We start from the raw sequence: 16,953 nt of genomic DNA, 5'->3' as shown, positions 1-16,953 counted from the left end.
GAATGGTGGGATTCGATACGCTCTAGACTAATCAACCCACCCGTAAAGGTGGGTTTTGTGTATCTATCTTTCGGGGAAATAGACTCTTGGAGAAGTTTACATGAAAAAAGTAGCCGTTTTTGGTAAGCCAGGCAGTGGAAAATCGACAGTAAGCAAAGTACTTGCTTCTGTTACCAATTTGCCACTTCATCAATTAGATTCCTTGGTATACAAACCAAGTGGTGAATTAGTCGATAAAGAAGTATTTAAAGACATTCACGATAAGATAATCAATTCAGAAACTTGGATCATGGATGGGTTAGGGCCGATCAGTTTGTTCTATCAACGTTTAGAAGAGGCCGACACGCTTGTGTATATCGACCTGCCGTATTCAGTCAGTTATTGGTTCGTCACCAAGCGTTTACTAAAAGGGTTATTCGTCAAACCAGAAGGTTGGCCTGATGGAAACTCTATTTTTAAAGGCACATTACAAAGCTACAAAATACTAAAATTGTGTCCAAAATTTTGGAACGATGACTTTATGTTAAAGCTACTTGGAAAGTCGCCTGAGAAAGAAGTTCATGTAATCAAAACTGTTGCGGAGTTAAATGATTTTGTATTGAAGTGCATGATGAAGGAACATCGATGAGAGCGCCGTTTCAAGTATCTAGTGAACCTCGGCCATCGAATGAGCATACAGAACTTCGTTGGTTCTGTTACCAAGAGGCTTGCCAGCTCTTAAAGTATGATTCTAATCGCATCGCCTTATGGGAAGCTTATGAAAGGATTAAAAACGAAGTCAACTAAGTAATTATCGGTTTTGAGTCCGAATCAGCACATTTTTGCTATGCATCACTATTCGTTCTTAATTATTTATAAGATGTTAGGGGTAGGATTCATAAGTTGATAATATAAAATCTACACTATATTGTTGATTGACTTATATAAATGCTTGATAACAAATACATTAAACACCCGTACAACTGCGAGAAGTGCAACGCTTTGACGCCTCACCTCCCAATAACCAAACCTGACGATTCTGCATCAGAAATGAAGCAATTTAAGTTTGGCATGTTGATCGAGTTCTTGATGACGACACTGTTTAAATCAGACTCTCATTCTAGCAGTTTCTTTGTTGAAGAAGAGCAACAATACGAATGTGAAAAATGCAACACAACATCGTGGCATTAATGTGTCGATGAGGCTTGTGGTTTTTATGATTGAAGGGTTTAGACGGGGCTGAGTGATGAACAAGAAAGGTGAGCCTCTGGGCAAATTGAGTATTGAAACGTGTCTATACTGGTATTGGTTGTGCTACTTACCTTAAAGTGGCGTTAGAAATGATGTGTTTAACTAGGCTAACTCTCAGAGGTAACAATGAAAAAATTACTATCACTAGGCGCCGTTTTACTTGCGGCATCATTTTCAGTCGCCGCTTCTGACGGTTTGATTAAGTACCAAAGTAATTACTCGGTAAAAGAAACCGCTGACCGTTTTGAAAGTATCGCTAAAAGCAAAGGCTTAACGTTGTTCGCAAGAATCGACCATCAGAAAAACGCGAGCAGTGTTGATCTTGAATTGAGACCAACCGAAGTTATTATTTTTGGAAACCCTAAGGTTGGTACGCCATTGATGCAGTGCCAGCAAGATGTGGCGATTGATTTACCACAGAAAGTGCTTGTAACCGAAGATTCGAATAAGAAAGTCTGGTTGTCTTACAACGATCCTAATTACTTGATGGAACGTCATGCTATTAACGGCTGTGATGAGGTGATTAAGAAAATATCAGGTGTGCTGAGTAAATTATCGGAAGCGACAATCGCTAAGTAATGATGATTTCGAGCCTGAAACCTTGTTTAACGCCATTCAGTTAAACTGCTTAGACAAGAAGTGAACGATGAAGCCCACCCAATATGGTGGGTTTCTTATAGAGTGTAGGTTTTACTTTGCACGTCATCAGGAATAACGAAATAGGGACATCATGACATTACGAGTAGTACCTGAACTTTATTGTTTAGATATAGAGGTGAGTAAGTCATTCTTTGTGGAAGTGTTGGGTTTTTCGGTTAAATACGAACGTCCAGAAGAAGCCTTTGCTTATCTGACTCTGGATGGTGTCGATGTCATGCTCGAAGGGCTTAATGGCGATAGTCGTAAGTGGATTACAGATAAGCTAGAAGTACCGTTTGGGCGAGGGGTAAACTTTCAATGGGATGTGTCGGACATCGATACCTTGTATCAACAAGTTAGTGACCAGTCTAAAGCGTCTATTTACTTAACATTAGAGTCTAAATCGTACTCATGCGATGACCGTGTCGCGATTCAAAAGCAATTCATTGTTCAAACGCCAGATGGCTACTTATTTCGATTTTGTCAGGACCGCCATTGAATTGATGCCTTTGGCATAGATCTTCGGCCAACATTCACAATGCGATTAAAACAACATAAGTAAACGATTAAACGAATACTCCGACATGTACGGGAGTGAAGAAACCAGAGCATTTTGCTGTAATTGCAAAGTACTGACTCGTCATAAATACACCATGTTTAGTAACCAAGTTCAAAAAGCACCTCAAGAAGCAAAGAAACCTGGATTGCTTGGACTGATTTTATCGTCGTTAGCCTCAAGTGGTGGAACTGGTGACTACAAATGCACAAAGTGTGGTACTAATTTACGTACTCCCGATAACCTTGATTAACGTCTTTTGATGGCTAGTTTCTTGGTTACTCAGTTTAGAGTTCTAGACAAATGTTGTGCCAAAGTCGAACAATAAACAAAGTGTTTATTATAAAAAGGACATAAAAAAACAGGCAGATCTTGTGATCTACCCGTCTTTTAATCGCTAATCTCAATCATAGTCTTGGTTATTGAAATTCAGAACGCTTAAGCACAGCACTTCTTGTATTTCTTGCCGCTACCACATGAACATGGATCGTTACGATTAGGTGTTTTTTCAAACGTCATCGTTTTTGGCTTGTTTAATAGCGTATCTAGTTCAAGCGTGTTTTCTTCTTTGTTTGCATCTACTGTAATGTTTACAAAGATAGCGCTGTTTGCTGCTAGAGCTTCAACTTCTGCTTTACGAGCTTCAGTTTGAACCATTACTGCGATTGGTGACTCTTCAGTACCCGCTTTAACATCGCGGTTTACGTTGTAGCCAGCAAGAACGTGATTTTGTCTTGTCTCGATACGGCCTTTGAAAAATAGTTTCGACATTGGGTACTCATTACAAATTGGGATGACGCTATTCCAACGGGAGAGCGTTATAGAGCGGGGGATTATACTGATATATTGAAATTGATAAAGCAGTGATGTGAATGTTCTTTTAGCGGTCAGAGCGGAAGTGCGTGTAATCATCATATTGAGATACTTCGCTACATTGAGCTAATTAAGGAAGAGCAATGAAACCAAAACAAGTGGTACTTGGTTTTTGGGACGCAATGAGGACCAATGATTTTGCAAAGGCGAGTGAATGGTTGGCAGACGATTTTCAAGGACATTGGCCTCAGTCGTCTGAGTTGACGACTGGTCGAAGCAACTTTACAGCAATCAATTCTGAATACCCAGCTAACGGAGTTTGGGAGTTCGAGCTCAACTCGATTGTCTGTGAAGGTGATACGGTGGTGACGGATGTCTCGGTCACTGACAGCGTATTGAAAGATCGCGTGATTACTTTTCACACGGTTGTCGATGGCTTGATTCAAAAGCAAACGGAGTTTTGGCCAGATCCATTTGAAGCGCCAGCGTGGCGATCACAGTGGGTTCAGATTGTGACGAACAATCAGGCTATATCGAACAATCAGCTTGCATCGAATAATAAAGTTGCGTTGAATAATAAAGGCGCGTCGAATAAGTAAGCATTAGGAGATTTCATTGAACAAGGTAGTAATAGTAACGGGCGGGAGCCGAGGCATTGGCGCAGCGACGTCGAAACTGTTGGCCAGTAAAGGCTATGCGGTATGTGTTAACTTTATTCACAACGAAACAAGAGCCGAAGATCTGGTTAATGAAATTCGTGAACAGGGTGGAACTGCTATCAGCGTACGTGCGGATGTGTCTGTTGAATCAGACGTCAAATCCTTGTTTGAGATCGCTCGTAATAAACTAGGCCCTGTAACTCATTTGGTTAATAACGCCGGGATTTTATTTACCCAATCAGCATTGGTTGATATCGAATTAGACCGCTTTGAAAAGGTCATGAAGTCGAATGTATCGAGCTGCTTTTTATGTAGTAAAGCCTTTATCAAACAAGCTGGAGACGCAGGTTCGATTGTGAATGTATCCTCTGCAGCATCTCGAACCGGTGCACCATTTGAATATGTCGATTATGCTGCTTCGAAAGGTGCGATGGATTCATTGACCAAAGGTCTGTCGCTTGAGCTAGCGTCCCGTAATATCCGAGTTAATGGTGTAAGGCCGGGGTGTATTTATACCGAAATGCATGCAGACGGTGGAGAACCTGATCGCGTTGACCGATTAGCGGCACAATTGCCATTACAACGTGGTGGTACGCCAGAAGAAGTTGCGAACTCAATAGCGTGGTTATTATCAGACGAAGCTTCCTATGTGACAGGTTCGTTTATAGATATTGCAGGTGGGCGATAGAGGCCAGCGTCCATAACATTCAGAGAACTCAGTTAACCATCAACAGGCCATTAAAAGTACCAAACTAAAAGAATGAAACTAAGAGTACAAACATGAAAAACTATTTTGAAAGTCCGTTTGTTGGTAAATCACTGAAAGAGCAAGTGACCAACCCGAATATCATCGTCGGTGAGCACAGTTACTATTCAGGCTATTACCATAATCACAGTTTTGATGACTGTGCACGTTACTTGTTGCCTGATAGAACTGATATCGACAAGCTAATTATTGGTCGTTACTGTTCAATTGGCTCTGGTGCTGTATTTATGATGGCGGGCAACCAAGGCCACCAAAATCAATGGGTGAGTACCTTCCCATTCTTCTATCAAGACGATGAAAAGTTCGAACGTGCGGTTGATGGTTTTGAACGTTCTGGCGACACCGTGATAGGTAATGACGTTTGGATTGGCACAGAAGCTATGATCATGAGTGGCATTAAAGTCGGTGACGGTGCCATTATCGCAAGTAGAGCTGTTGTTACGAAAGACGTAGCACCTTATTCCATTGTCGGTTCAAACCCAGCACGTCATATTCGCTATCGTTTCAATGAGACTGAAATGGCTCATTTGTTAGAAATGAAATGGTGGGAATGGAGCGAAGAACAAATCAAAGGCGCAATGTCGCTAATGTGTTCTTCAGACATTGGTGGTTTGTACCATTATTGGAAAGGATTCTTGAAGCCTTAAATTGTCGTTCACAGATGAAAGGTGAATGGTGAGAACGAGATTAAATTTAACAAATTACTCAATAATCTGATGATGGCAATGCGATTGTGATACGAGTAACTTATTGATTGTAAAGATATTGAATAGTATGGCATGTCGCATTAGCGTGGTGGATGAATTGGAAGGGTATTATGATTAGTTGCAACGATTACGATTATATTGAGATTGTGTGTATGCACCGATACCCAATCAAATTAACGCTGAAATCTGGCGAGCAGATTGAATGTGTCGGATTAGATACTCAACGCAATGATAGGCGTGAAGAGTGCATTAAGGTCAGTATTCAAGGTGTAGAACAACTTGTCGTACTCACAGACCTTTCCACACTAGAAGTTTGTGTCGACAACCCTCATTTTCAGCAGATTTCATTCAAAACGTCATAGGCTTTCAAATGAATAACACCATAGAACAATGCTATTGCACCGCATGCCGAGAAGATACACAGCACGTTGTGGTGTTGGTCAGAAAGACGAGTGCGTTTGCAGAGAAACCTAACCAAAAGCGAAGCGAGTTTTGGGCAGGCATGATAAAAGGTTGGTTTCTTGGCCCATTTATCGCATCTATGGACGAATTTTCTCGTCATATAGTGTGTGAGAAGTGTGGTCACAAAGAGATTGAAGATTAGGTATCGATTCAATATGCTCAAACCATCGTTGGCTTAGGAATAAAACGAATGAAAGTAGAAACGATTGAAGCCGTAAAGGCGTATGGGTTTTCAGTAAGAACCACTAATCAGGATGAGGTTGACCCAACTAAAGCGAAGATAGGTCAATTGTGGCAGGGCTTTTTTGATCAGGCTTTTCCCAAACTGACGCCGGATTCAAAAGTGTACGGTGTCTACACTAATTACGAGTCTGATTTTACGGGGGAGTTTGATGTTATCGCGTGTGCTAATGCGTTAACGGATCAAGACTTAAATAATCTTATTGAAACCAAGATTGAAGCAGGCAAATATCTGACGTTTTCTGCTGAAGGTGAACTTCCTCAAGCGGTCATCGATCTATGGGGAGAAGTGTGGACGTATTTCAATTCACCTGATTGTTCACATGTTCGAACTTACACGACAGATTTTGAATGTTACAAAGGCGAAACTGAAGTCGAGATTTCGATAGCGATTCAGTGATCAGTTTAAAATAAACAAAAGGCTTAACTTAGACTCTAACATCCGGTTAAAGGATTGCAGTATCCAGTTAAGAGACAGTAGTTACCGGTAAAGAGCCAGCTAAGCCTTTGAATATCTGTTCATTACAAAGAAGGTACAGTGTCACGTAATTATCTTAATACTTACGCTTTATCTAACCCTGAATTCCCCTAGAGCACCCCAAATCCCCTTAAGTCACCCAAAAACACAATCTTGCTTGGTTTCATTCCACAAAGGGTATTGCTTCATGACTTGGGTGTAGAGCTTACTTTCCAAGTGCGCTCTTAACCAACGTCCTACGTTTTTGTATTCAGATTGTACAAACCACTTCTTTTCGACCCGCACAAACTGGCTGACAAAAGGCATTACCGCAAAATCGGCCAAGCTTGGGGTTACTCCAAAAAAGTAGGGCTGATCGGTGAGTAGCACTTCTAATTGATTAATGAACGCTTCGCAGGCTTGTCGGCGTTGTTCAACATCGATGTTTCGATAACGAACCGACGCGCGATACTTTTCTAAGTGGCCAATAAAATCTTCATCGTTGGTTTTGATGAGCTGGTGGACTTGTTCGCTCAGTGTTGGATTACTTGAACGAAGAAGATCTTGAGGATCGTTTTGTTGAAGAGCCCAGTTCATGACATCTATGCTTTGTTCAATGATGTGTCCATTTGGCAACACCAAGACCGGAACGGTACCTTTTGGCGAACTGGTTAATAGTTCGCTAGGCTTGTCTTTGGTAATGATTTCCCTGAGTAACACTTTTTGCTGTGATAGTGCGATGCCCATTCGTCCGCGCATTGCGTAAGGGCAGCGACGTAAAGAATAAAGGATAGGTAAATCGGATTCGTTTGGCATTATTGAGGTCATTTAGTTTGAAAAGTGTTGTTAGGTGGTAAAGAGATCGTGATGTAGGTAGAATACGCGGCTTAAAAATTATAAGTAAGTGAGCGACTTCAAAAATGAGCAGAAAGATTGAGTTATTAGCCCCAGGTGGCGATGTAGAGGCGATTAAAGCAGCTATCGTGGCCGGTGCCAATGCAGTTTATTGCGGTTTAGACACCTTCAACGCTCGTAACAGAGCCTCTAACCTGTCGTTAGATGAGTTGAATGGTGTGATTCGCCTTGCTCATGAATATGGCTGTGAAGTGTTTCTGACTCTTAACGTTGTGCTGCTGGAACATGAAATTAAGAGCATCACTAAACTGCTAAATCAATTAGTGAACACCAAACTAGACGGCATCATCGTTCAAGATCTTGGTTTGTTCGATTTGGTGAAAAAGCATTACCCATCATTAGATGTTCACGCGTCGACTCAGTTAACAACGCACAACGAAGGCCAGATTAAGTTTTTGTCTAAAATTGGCGCAACACGCGTTAACTTGTCTCGAGAGTTGAACCTACCTGAAATCAAGATGCTGACAGAAGTAGCACACGATCACGATGTACTAACCGAAGTGTTCGTACACGGTGCTTTGTGTATCGCATTCTCTGGTCAATGTTACTCAAGCTCTGTAAGTGTGGGTAACTCAGGTAACCGTGGCCGTTGTAGCCAAGCGTGTCGTGATGAATACGAAATCACCAATGCGGGCAACAAGTTCCCACTTAACTTGAAAGATAACTCCGCTTACTACGACCTACCTGAACTGGTTGACGCAAAAGTTGACTCGTTGAAAGTAGAAGGCCGTATTAAAGGTGCACACTACGTATACACAGTAGTAGATACGTGGCGCAAACAGATTGATAGCTTTGTAGAAAGTGGTTTGTTGATCGAAGATGATTCGAACCTGCACAAAGTATTCAACCGTGATTTCACCAACTCTTTCCTTAAGGGGAACCTAACGAAAGACATGTTCATCGATAACCCGCGTGACAACAGCATGAACTACGCCGTTGATAAAGCGACGAAAGAGAACAATGAAATCTCTGTTGTGCAAATTCAAGAAGTGACCAGCGATCTTTACGAAGCTAAGAATGCGCTAGGCAGCGAAATGCGCGACAAGATCGAGTTCCTTGATATTCGTAAAACACCCGTGTCATTGTCGTTTAGCGCGAAGCTTGGTCAACCATTCACGGTGACAGTGAACACATCAAAAGAGAACTTTACGGTTCAATCTAAATCGTTATTGATAGCGGCAAGTGAGAAGGCGATCGATCAAGAGCTACTTGAGAAGCGTTTTAAAACTGTGAAGAGTGCGGTTCATACACTAGAAAGCTACAACTTCGATAACCTTGATGCTGGCCTGATTGTTCCTTTGAAAGAAGTGTCCAATCTTAAAGATGAAATCGACTTCATTCTGAACGGTTCTGTAGAAGTAATTAAGCACGTTGAAGTGCCAGCACTGCCTCAGCACCCTAAAGTGAATGAGAAGCCGACTATGTCGATGCTTATCGCGGATGTGGAAGACTTGCACCTATGTGATGTGACTGACGCAGATGTTTACTTCAAACTGCCGGAAAGCTTCAAGAAGCGTTGCAACAAGTACATCGATATCTTGGCCGAAAACCCACGTTTGATCCCTTGGTTCCCTGCAGTATTGATCGGTAAAGACTACGACGAAGCTGTTCGTATTCTTGTAGAGATCAAGCCAGCTCGCATCGTGACCAACAACACGGGTATTGCTTACAAAGCTTACGAGATGGGTATTGAGTGGGTTGCCGGCCCGTTCATGAACACAACCAACTCTCACGCACTGGTTACTCTGAAAGAAGAGCTTAACTGTGCAGGCGCATTCATTTCGAACGAGATCAACAAAGGTCAGATTCGTCATATTCGCCGCCCAGAGAACTTCAAACTGTTCTACAGCATCTACCACCCAATCTTGATGATGACTAGCCGTCAGTGTTTCTTCCAAAGAACCGTCGGTTGTAACAAGCCAAGCATCGAAGCGGGTTGCATGTTGAAATGTGAGAAAGCGACCACGATTACTAACGTTAAAGGCATCTCTTTCGCGGTTGATAAGCAGAAGGGTGGCTACCCAAGCATTTACAACCACGAGCAGTTCTTAAACCATGACGCTGTAACGGATTTCTCGGGCCTGTTCGACGAGTTCTTCATCGACCTAACCAACATCGGTGCAGGTTCTAAAGAAGTACAAGACAAAGTAGAGCTGATTAAACACTTCCAAGGTTTGATTGATGGCGTTGATGGTTCACAACAGAACCTAGAGCAGCTAGTCGAAATTCGTACTAACGCTCAATACGTTCAAGGTTTATAGGATTAAAGGTCTATAAGCTCCAACGTTTATAGCTAAAAGCTTATAAGTCCAGAAGACCAAACAAAAAGCCACTCAATCGAGTGGCTTTTTTGTATCTGAGTATTCTTAATCGGCGAATGCGTTATTCCGTCACCGCTTCCTGTTTAAAGCATGGACTCTTTAATGTGTTCATCTTCTCGATTTCATTGGTTAAGCGCAACGAGAGCAGGGCTTTTTGGTTTGAAGCAAAATCAAACATCACGATGGTCGCAGTACCAACTGTCGTCAGTTTCTGTTGAGCCTTACTGACAATCGCGTATTCCATGGTGAATCGGTCGTCTTGAATGTCTGTAACACGAGAACCAATCATCAGCGTGTCTGGATAAGTGACCGGGCGGAAATATTTACAATAAGTGTCGCCAAGAACAGGGCCAACTTTGGTAATCGCCATCTCTTCCATCAGCTCGACGTGCTTGAAAAAGTCTAAGCGAGCGGTTTCGAAATAGCGAAAATATACGGCGTTATTAACGTGATTGAGTGCGTCCATTTCTCCCCAAGCGACAGGGATTTCTGTTACTACCGGGTAGTCAGATAATAGTGCTTCCATGCGAACTCTCTTATTGTTATTTACTTACCCTTCATCGGGATAAGTTGTTATTGGAATAAAAACCCTACCGTTAAATTAACAAAACTGCAACACGTGTGATTTAAGTTTTTGAAGCTTGAAACCACATAATGTCAGGGACTTAGTCTTCCATGACTTAATGACTAGCCCCTAGTTTACTTAATGATTTAAGCGTCTTTGATCTATAACTTATCGACTAAGGTGTTTGAATTGCAGCTCAACCAAGCGTTGGTACAATTCGCAGCTATTGATGAGCGACTGGTGGTCGCCGATGTCTACTAGCTGTCCTTTATCGAGTACTGCAATTTGGTCGGCGTGTTTAATTGTTGATAAACGGTGCGCGATAATGATGGTCGTTCTGCCACGCATTAATTCTTCCAAAGCTTGTTGAACATGATGTTCACTTTCGCTGTCTAGCGCACTGGTTGCTTCATCCAATAATAGAATATTCGGATCTTTTAAGATGGCTCGTGCGATGGCAATACGCTGACGCTGACCGCCAGACAATCTCACGCCACGTTCACCAAGAAAGCTGTGATAGCCTTCAGGTAAGTTCTGAATGAACTCGTGCGCATGCGCTTTTTTCGCCGCCTCGATAACTTGCTCGTCCGTTGCTTCTGGGTTTCCGTATCGGATGTTATGGAACACATCGTTACTGAACAGGGCGGGTTGCTGAGGAACTAACGCCATCTGCTTTCTTAATTCGTTCGGATCAAACTGATTCAGTTCAATACCGCCTAACGTCACTTTACCTACTTGTGGGTCGTAGAAACGTTGCAACAGTTCGAATAGGGTGGTTTTACCTGCGCCAGACGGGCCAACCAATGCCAATACTCTGCCTTCATGGGCAGTAAGCGTGAGGTTGCTTGTTGCGGGCTGGTCCGGCCTTGATGGGTAACAGAAGGTCACATCATCAAAAGCGACTTCTGGTGTCACGTTATCCAGTGACGTTGGGTTTTCTACAGGCGCAACAATGTGGCTTTCAACTTGTAGAATCTCGATCAAACGCTCTGTTGCGCCTGCCGCACGTTGCAATTCACCCATCACTTCAGAAATCGTACCTAGCGATGAAGCAACCATGATCGCATAGAAGACAAATGCAGCCAGATCACCCGCCGACATAGTGCCGTTAATAACATCACTGCCGCCAACCCAAAGCATGCCTGCAATCGCACTGAACACGATAACAATCACACCAGAGATAAGAATCGCACGCTGCTTTACGCGTTGGCGACCAATTTCGTAAGCCTTTTCTACTTCAATTGCGAATGATGCTTTCTCCTGTGCTTCTCGGCTGTAGCTTTGCACTGTTTTGATGTGTTCAATCGCTTCGCCAGCATAAGAGCCCACGTCAGACATCGAATCCTGGCTTTGGCGCGAGAGAGCTCTCACACGTCGTCCGTATACCAAAATCGGGATCAAGATAAACGGAACAGAGGCCAACACGATCAGCGTTAGCTTAATGTTGGTCGCAAACAACATGATGATTGCGCCAATACACATTAGCGCGCTTCGCATCGCCATAGAAAATGACGAACCAATGATGCTTTGAAGCAGAGTTGTGTCGGTTGTGATACGCGACATGATGTCTCCACTGCCATTGGTTTCGAAGTAACTCGGGTGCAGCGTCACAACGTGGTTGAAAACCGATAGGCGAATATCCGCACTCACACGCTCCCCAACAGAAGAGACCAAATAAAAGCGGAAAAAGGTACCAATCGAGATTAATACCACGACCACCATGATGAACTGAATTGCGCTGCCTAAATCTGAGAGTGATTGTTGGCTAAAACCTTGGTCGATAAGAAGACGAATACCGTGTCCGACCGAAAGGGTTAAGCTCGCAGTGAAGATCAACGCGATCAACGCTGCAATAACACGACCTTTATAAGGCTGAATGAATTTACTCAGTTCAAACAAAATACTGAGGCTTTTTTTCTCAGGTTTGGGTTCTGGTGCTTGTCGAGTCGATCGCTGAGTCTGTTGTTGGTTTGAGTCGAACGTAGAAGAGACATCGTTTTGCATATGACGGCCTTAGTGTGTTGTCGCTTTAAGAATGATGACTTGTCGCTGGTGCTTATCTGTTGCTAACAAATACTCGTTATTCGTTAGTACTTGTTCTGGGCAAATATCTTTTGTAGATAACGATTCGTTGTTGGTAAGTACGAGCCATTAAAGCATTTATTGCCGCGTGGCGCTCCCTAGGAAACTCAATTTCCAATATTTCATATACGTAAAGTGAATAGGAGCGAGGAAACTAAAAGAAAAATTAAGCATTACCTAGTACTTAGGTTAGGCATCCCAACTGGTTATTTATCCCTGATTTTTATGCAGGCAAATTGACGCGAATATAAGAGTGTATTCATTGAGTTGATACTGAACTGTGATTTATAGAACATGAGTAAAACGTTTGCTATTTGTCCCGTTCTTCACCTTAATCAACGAGTTGCGATTTATAGATGTATGACCAGTCATTGAGACTGTTTTTTGCGAAATATTTGTTACATAAATTCAACAAAATAGTTTTTTATACATTTATCTTGCATAAAACTTCAGTTTGAATAGAATAACCAACAAATGACAATTAATGCAGTATTGTGGCATGAGTATTCAAGTAAAGAGCATCAACAAATCATACGGTGATACCCAAGTTCTTCACGACATCAGTTTTAACTGTGAAAGCGGCGAAACCTTGGTACTGCTTGGCCCAAGTGGTGCAGGCAAGAGTTCACTACTGCGTGTTTTGAACCTACTGGAAATCGCGGACAACGGCGAATTAGACATTGCGAACGAGCAATTCGATTTTGCAGGTCAGATCCAAGAAAAACAGGGTCTAAAATTACGTCGTAAAGTCGGCATGGTGTTCCAGCAATACAACTTATGGCCACACATGACGGTAATGGAGAACTTAATTGAAGCCCCGACCAAGGTTGCAGGCTTAGACAAACAAGAAGCCATTAAACAAGCGAAAACGGTATTAACCACGTTACAGCTTGCAGACAAAGCAGACGCTTGGCCACTTCAACTCTCTGGCGGCCAACAACAGCGTGTCGCGATTGCACGTGCATTGATGATGAAGCCAGACGTGCTGCTGTTTGATGAACCAACGGCAGCGCTTGATCCTGAGATTACTAACCAAGTCGTGAGCATTATTAAAGAATTGAGTGGAACTGGCATTACCCAAGTGGTCGTGACGCATGAAGTCGATTTCGCGAAGAAGATTGCTAGCCACGTTCTGTACCTAGAGAAAGGGTACATCGTCGAACACGGCACCAGCGATTCATTCGTTAATCCGCAGACACCTGAGTTTGCCGAGTATTTAACTCATTAGATTCAGCTAAAACAAGATGATTTCGTTCAAAAATAACATTTAGAAAAAACAATCAAATTATAAGAATGGCCACAGGCCACTATCTAACAGTATTCGGAGTAACAAAATGAAAAAGATTCTACTAGCTTCACTTATCGGCCTTGCTTCTTTCAACGCAGCGGCGCAAGAAGAAATCAAATTCGCAATGGAAGCAACTTACGCACCATTCGAGTACATGGATGAGAACAACCAAATTCAAGGTTTTGACGTAGACCTAGCAAACGCACTTTGTGAAGAATTGAAAGCAACCTGTACTTTCCACAACCAAGCATTCGATAGCTTGATCCCGGCTCTTAAGTTCAAACGTTACGATGCAGCTATCTCAGCAATGGACATCACTGAAGCGCGTCTTCAACAAGTGAACTTCTCTGATGCGTACTACGACAACTCTGCAGCGTTCATCTCTATCGAAGGCAAAGTAGCAGACCAAGCGGCATTAGAAGGTAAGCGTGTTGGTGTTCAAAACGGTTCTACTCACCAGAGCTTCCTACTTGAGCAAATGACGGGTGTAACAGCGGTACCTTACTCAAGCTACCAAGATGCATTCATTGACATGAAAAACGGTCGTATCGATTCTGTATTCGGTGACACAGCCGTTGTAGCAGAATGGTTCAAGAAGCAAGACAACCTAACGTACGTTGGCGACCAAGTAACAAACCAAGAGTACTTCGGTAACGGCTTTGGTATCGCAGTAAACAAGAGCAATCAAGAACTTGTAGACCAGCTGAACACAGCACTTGCAGCCGTGAAAGCGAACGGCGAATACGACAAGATTTTCAACAAGTACTTCGGTAAGTAATATGCAGTTAACGGGTTACTCTTTAGGGCTCGTCGAAGCAAGCTGGATGACAGTTCAGCTTGCGTTCGTAAGTCTATTGGTCGGATTAGTTTTAGCGGTACTGTTTGCTGGCGGTGAAATGTCTCGTCGTATTGCAATCAAATGGCCGACAACCGCGTTCGTGACTATCGTACGTGGTCTACCAGAAATTTTGGTGGTTCTGTTTATCTACTTTGGCTCAACACAAGTGCTTTTTATGATCACTGGTGATTTTGTTGAAGTTAGCCCGTTCTTATCTGGAGTTGTTGCACTGTCACTTATCTTCGCTTCTTACGCTTCACAAACCATTCGTGGTGCATTGAAAGCAGTAAGTAAAGGGCAGAGAGAAGCGGCGAGTGCATTGGGTATTCCTCAATCTCGCGCCTTCTTCAGAGTTGTATTGCCACAAGCAGTAAGACACGCACTACCAGGTTTAACGAACCAATGGTTGGTTCTATTAAAAGACACCGCATTGGTTTCACTGATTGGCGTAACCGATCTATTGAAACAAGCACAATTAACATCTGCAGCAACGCACGAAGCATTCACTTGGTACGCGACAGCAGCAGCAATCTACTTGGTCATCACTTTAATCACACAAAGATTAGTAAAAGTGATTGATGGTAAGTTCTCTATTCAAGGTTTGGGTAGCAAAGGGGCAATGGCATGAATCAACAATACCTCTCTCAAATGCTTGAAGGCTTGGCGACCAGTCTTCAACTGACAGGTGCTTCATTGCTTGTTGGTTGTATTTTGTCATTGCTGATGACAGTAACGTTAATCTTAAGAATACCTGCGATTCACTGGTTAACTCGTGGCATCATTACGCTGTTCACCGGCACACCATTATTGGTTCAAATCTTCTTGGTGTATTACGGCCCGGGTCAATTCGATTGGATTCGTGAAAGCTTCCTGTGGACATGGTTAAGCCAACCTTGGTTCTGCGCGATGTTAGCATTAGCTTTGAACACCGCAGCGTACAGCACGCTACTATTCAGAGGCGCATTCAACGCGATTCCTGCTGGGCAATGGGAAGCATGTCGTGCGCTAGGTATGGACAAAATCGCAACGCTTAAAGTGTTACTGCCATACGCACTGCGCCGCGCGGTTCCTGCTTATTCAAACGAAGTGATTTTAGTCTTCAAAGGCACCTCACTGGCAAGCACCATCACCATCATGGATTTGATGGGCTACGCTCAGCGTATCAACGGCCAAACCTACGACACGCTCACCGTGTTCGGTATTGCTGGCGCATTCTACTTAGCCGTGAACGGTGTATTAACGCTGATCTTTCGCCAAGTAGAGAAGAAAGCCCTCGCATTCGAAGCCGCGTAAGCTAGCTACTCACAACCTTAACTAACGCTAAAAGCCTGCCATTTATGTTCACATAGATGGCAGGCTTTTTTTTGTTTGGGGCATGTAAGATAACTGTGATTATATACAGGTTTCTGTAAGTTTTACGAAATTCATACTATATAGAAATATTCTGCATTTTATCATTCAATGAGTTTATCTATGTTTTAAGTCACTGAAATGCGGTGATTAATCATGGTAGAGTTCTGACCATATGAAACTAGATAGAATGATTCTGTATTTAAATGCAGAATTTTTCTGTCTAATATAGCTGTTATGTTTTTCGGAGAAATATTAAGCAGTTATGAGTCCAGAAATTAAGTTTCATTCTTTAGTTACGTCGGCAACAACGCTGATAGTGTTTTCCGTATGGAGTCTTTCTTTACAAATAGTATCGAAATATCCAGTTGCATCCGTAGCTGTTGCAGGTGTCTTTACGTTGGGTATTTATAGGGTAGTAAATACGATATTTTTGACTATATTTCGTAAGGTTAAGCTCATCAAAAAATTCATTCTTGGTGCTAGCTATATGGAAGGCACTTGGGTAGGGTTCTTTGTTGGTCACAATAAAAATATTCGTTATCTTGTTGAAACTTTTGAGCAAGATCTATCACTTCTAAAAGTTAGAGGTCGTGTTTATAGAGACGACTTTTCATACCATAGTTCTCATGTTTCTACAGACGCAACACTCGATACAATTAATGGTAAGTTGAGCTACTCATACGACGCTGATGCTATTTTGAATACTCATATAAATGCTGGTCTCGCTCGTTTTGAGCTTGTACGAAACGCTCGTGAAGAACCTGCTCATCATATAGTTGGTTATTCGTCTGATTTGTTTCACTCAAGCAAGCTAACTGCATTTGAAGACAAAATATCTGACTCGACATCGGTAGAGTTAAGTAAAGCTCTTGAAGAAGCGGAAAAGGTATACAATAAGTACCGTTGTGTATCAGGAGAACAAACATAACAAACTGTTTAAGAGTGATTCTGTAGTTGACCCGATCTAATGGACACCTTCAATTGTAATTGGAGGTGATTATGCCAGCTTATAAATCAGGTAAAAAAACTCAACAATATCTTACGGAATTTAAGGTAACTGCT

Annotated in this window: 22 protein-coding genes; 18 read left to right on the top strand and 4 right to left on the bottom strand. The window is 42.5% G+C overall.

Annotation, left to right across the window (positions count from 1 at the left end; all coding sequences use genetic code 11):
* The first annotated feature begins 100 nt into the window (after positions 1–100).
* The 6 genes from L8S15_RS15970 (at position 101) to L8S15_RS15950 (ending at position 2,678) form a co-directional block, all read left to right on the top strand.
* On the top strand, positions 101–628 hold the full coding sequence (locus L8S15_RS15970) for an adenylate kinase (protein ID WP_280574139.1): 528 nt from the start codon (positions 101–103) through the stop codon (positions 626–628).
* Positions 625–786, top strand: coding sequence for an NUDIX hydrolase (locus tag L8S15_RS21865; RefSeq protein ID WP_065101241.1), 162 nt, complete (start codon positions 625–627; stop codon positions 784–786). The genes L8S15_RS15970 and L8S15_RS21865 overlap by 4 nt, the downstream gene beginning before the upstream one ends.
* Positions 787–927: 141 nt before the next feature.
* A complete protein-coding gene (locus L8S15_RS15965; RefSeq protein WP_016769255.1) occupies positions 928–1,170 on the top strand; it encodes a hypothetical protein in 243 nt (80 codons plus the stop codon).
* A gap of 186 nt (positions 1,171–1,356) precedes the next feature.
* The gene (locus tag L8S15_RS15960; RefSeq protein ID WP_010441067.1) at positions 1,357–1,809 is read left to right on the top strand and encodes a DUF302 domain-containing protein; all 453 of its coding nucleotides are present in this window, start codon (positions 1,357–1,359) and stop codon (positions 1,807–1,809) included.
* A gap of 151 nt (positions 1,810–1,960) precedes the next feature.
* Entirely contained in the window at positions 1,961–2,368 is a 408-nt protein-coding gene (locus tag L8S15_RS15955; protein ID WP_016793989.1) for a VOC family protein, read from the top strand.
* Positions 2,369–2,453: 85 nt separating this feature from the next.
* Entirely contained in the window at positions 2,454–2,678 is a 225-nt protein-coding gene (locus L8S15_RS15950; protein ID WP_016769256.1) for a hypothetical protein, read from the top strand.
* Between the two features lie 185 nt (positions 2,679–2,863).
* Here the strand turns inward: L8S15_RS15950 and L8S15_RS15945 are convergent, their stop codons facing one another.
* Positions 2,864–3,196: a PBPRA1643 family SWIM/SEC-C metal-binding motif protein gene (locus L8S15_RS15945; protein ID WP_010441062.1), complete on the bottom strand. Its 333-nt coding sequence runs from the start codon at positions 3,194–3,196 to the stop codon at positions 2,864–2,866.
* A 185-nt stretch (positions 3,197–3,381) separates the two neighbouring features.
* On the opposite strand from L8S15_RS15945, the gene L8S15_RS15940 reads away from it, so the two are divergent.
* From L8S15_RS15940 to L8S15_RS15915, 6 genes are all read left to right on the top strand, one after another.
* Positions 3,382–3,837, top strand: coding sequence for a nuclear transport factor 2 family protein (locus L8S15_RS15940; protein ID WP_016793988.1), 456 nt, complete (start codon positions 3,382–3,384; stop codon positions 3,835–3,837).
* Positions 3,838–3,853: 16 nt separating this feature from the next.
* Entirely contained in the window at positions 3,854–4,585 is a 732-nt protein-coding gene (locus L8S15_RS15935) for an SDR family oxidoreductase (RefSeq protein WP_016769258.1), read from the top strand.
* 92 nt (positions 4,586–4,677) lie between these two features.
* Positions 4,678–5,310, top strand: coding sequence for a type B chloramphenicol O-acetyltransferase (catB, locus tag L8S15_RS15930; RefSeq protein WP_102336973.1), 633 nt, complete (start codon positions 4,678–4,680; stop codon positions 5,308–5,310).
* 170 nt (positions 5,311–5,480) lie between these two features.
* Positions 5,481–5,732 carry a Rho-binding antiterminator gene (locus L8S15_RS15925; protein WP_280574127.1) on the top strand — a complete coding sequence of 84 codons (252 nt, stop codon included), beginning with the start codon at positions 5,481–5,483 and terminating at the stop codon, positions 5,730–5,732.
* An 8-nt stretch (positions 5,733–5,740) separates the two neighbouring features.
* A complete protein-coding gene (locus tag L8S15_RS15920) occupies positions 5,741–5,974 on the top strand; it encodes a hypothetical protein (protein ID WP_010441052.1) in 234 nt (77 codons plus the stop codon).
* 48 nt (positions 5,975–6,022) lie between these two features.
* Positions 6,023–6,472, top strand: coding sequence for a GyrI-like domain-containing protein (locus L8S15_RS15915; protein WP_010441050.1), 450 nt, complete (start codon positions 6,023–6,025; stop codon positions 6,470–6,472).
* A 213-nt stretch (positions 6,473–6,685) separates the two neighbouring features.
* On the opposite strand, the gene L8S15_RS15910 is transcribed toward L8S15_RS15915, so the two are convergent.
* Complete coding sequence (locus tag L8S15_RS15910; RefSeq protein WP_010441048.1) at positions 6,686–7,276, bottom strand: glutathione S-transferase; 591 nt, start codon at positions 7,274–7,276, stop codon at positions 6,686–6,688.
* 173 nt (positions 7,277–7,449) lie between these two features.
* Here L8S15_RS15910 and L8S15_RS15905 point away from each other — a divergent pair, with 173 nt between their 5' ends.
* Complete coding sequence (locus L8S15_RS15905; RefSeq protein ID WP_280574122.1) at positions 7,450–9,705, top strand: peptidase U32 family protein; 2,256 nt, start codon at positions 7,450–7,452, stop codon at positions 9,703–9,705.
* A gap of 121 nt (positions 9,706–9,826) precedes the next feature.
* Here the strand turns inward: L8S15_RS15905 and L8S15_RS15900 are convergent, their stop codons facing one another.
* Positions 9,827–10,291 carry an acyl-CoA thioesterase gene (locus L8S15_RS15900; RefSeq protein WP_010441044.1) on the bottom strand — a complete coding sequence of 155 codons (465 nt, stop codon included), beginning with the start codon at positions 10,289–10,291 and terminating at the stop codon, positions 9,827–9,829.
* 207 nt (positions 10,292–10,498) lie between these two features.
* Positions 10,499–12,334, bottom strand: a complete 1,836-nt coding sequence (locus tag L8S15_RS15895) for an ABC transporter ATP-binding protein/permease (protein WP_280574120.1) — start codon at positions 12,332–12,334, stop codon at positions 10,499–10,501.
* A gap of 577 nt (positions 12,335–12,911) precedes the next feature.
* On the opposite strand from L8S15_RS15895, the gene artP reads away from it, so the two are divergent.
* From artP to L8S15_RS15870, 5 genes are all read left to right on the top strand, one after another.
* Positions 12,912–13,640: an arginine ABC transporter ATP-binding protein ArtP gene (gene artP / locus L8S15_RS15890; protein WP_010441040.1), complete on the top strand. Its 729-nt coding sequence runs from the start codon at positions 12,912–12,914 to the stop codon at positions 13,638–13,640.
* A 106-nt stretch (positions 13,641–13,746) separates the two neighbouring features.
* Entirely contained in the window at positions 13,747–14,478 is a 732-nt protein-coding gene (locus L8S15_RS15885; RefSeq protein ID WP_016769264.1) for a lysine/arginine/ornithine ABC transporter substrate-binding protein, read from the top strand.
* Position 14,479: 1 nt separating this feature from the next.
* Positions 14,480–15,166, top strand: coding sequence for an arginine ABC transporter permease ArtQ (artQ, locus tag L8S15_RS15880; protein WP_010441036.1), 687 nt, complete (start codon positions 14,480–14,482; stop codon positions 15,164–15,166).
* Positions 15,163–15,831 (top strand): arginine ABC transporter permease ArtM, encoded by a 669-nt coding sequence (gene artM / locus L8S15_RS15875; protein ID WP_010441034.1) that lies wholly within the window; start codon positions 15,163–15,165, stop codon positions 15,829–15,831. The genes artQ and artM overlap by 4 nt, the downstream gene beginning before the upstream one ends.
* Positions 15,832–16,153: 322 nt before the next feature.
* Positions 16,154–16,819, top strand: a complete 666-nt coding sequence (locus tag L8S15_RS15870) for a hypothetical protein (RefSeq protein ID WP_139151099.1) — start codon at positions 16,154–16,156, stop codon at positions 16,817–16,819.
* The last annotated feature ends 134 nt before the right edge of the window (positions 16,820–16,953 follow it).

Source organism: Vibrio sp. S/42/10 (assembly GCF_029890535.1).
GTDB lineage: Bacteria > Pseudomonadota > Gammaproteobacteria > Enterobacterales > Vibrionaceae > Vibrio > Vibrio cyclitrophicus.
This window is presented reverse-complemented; position numbering and strand designations above follow the sequence as displayed.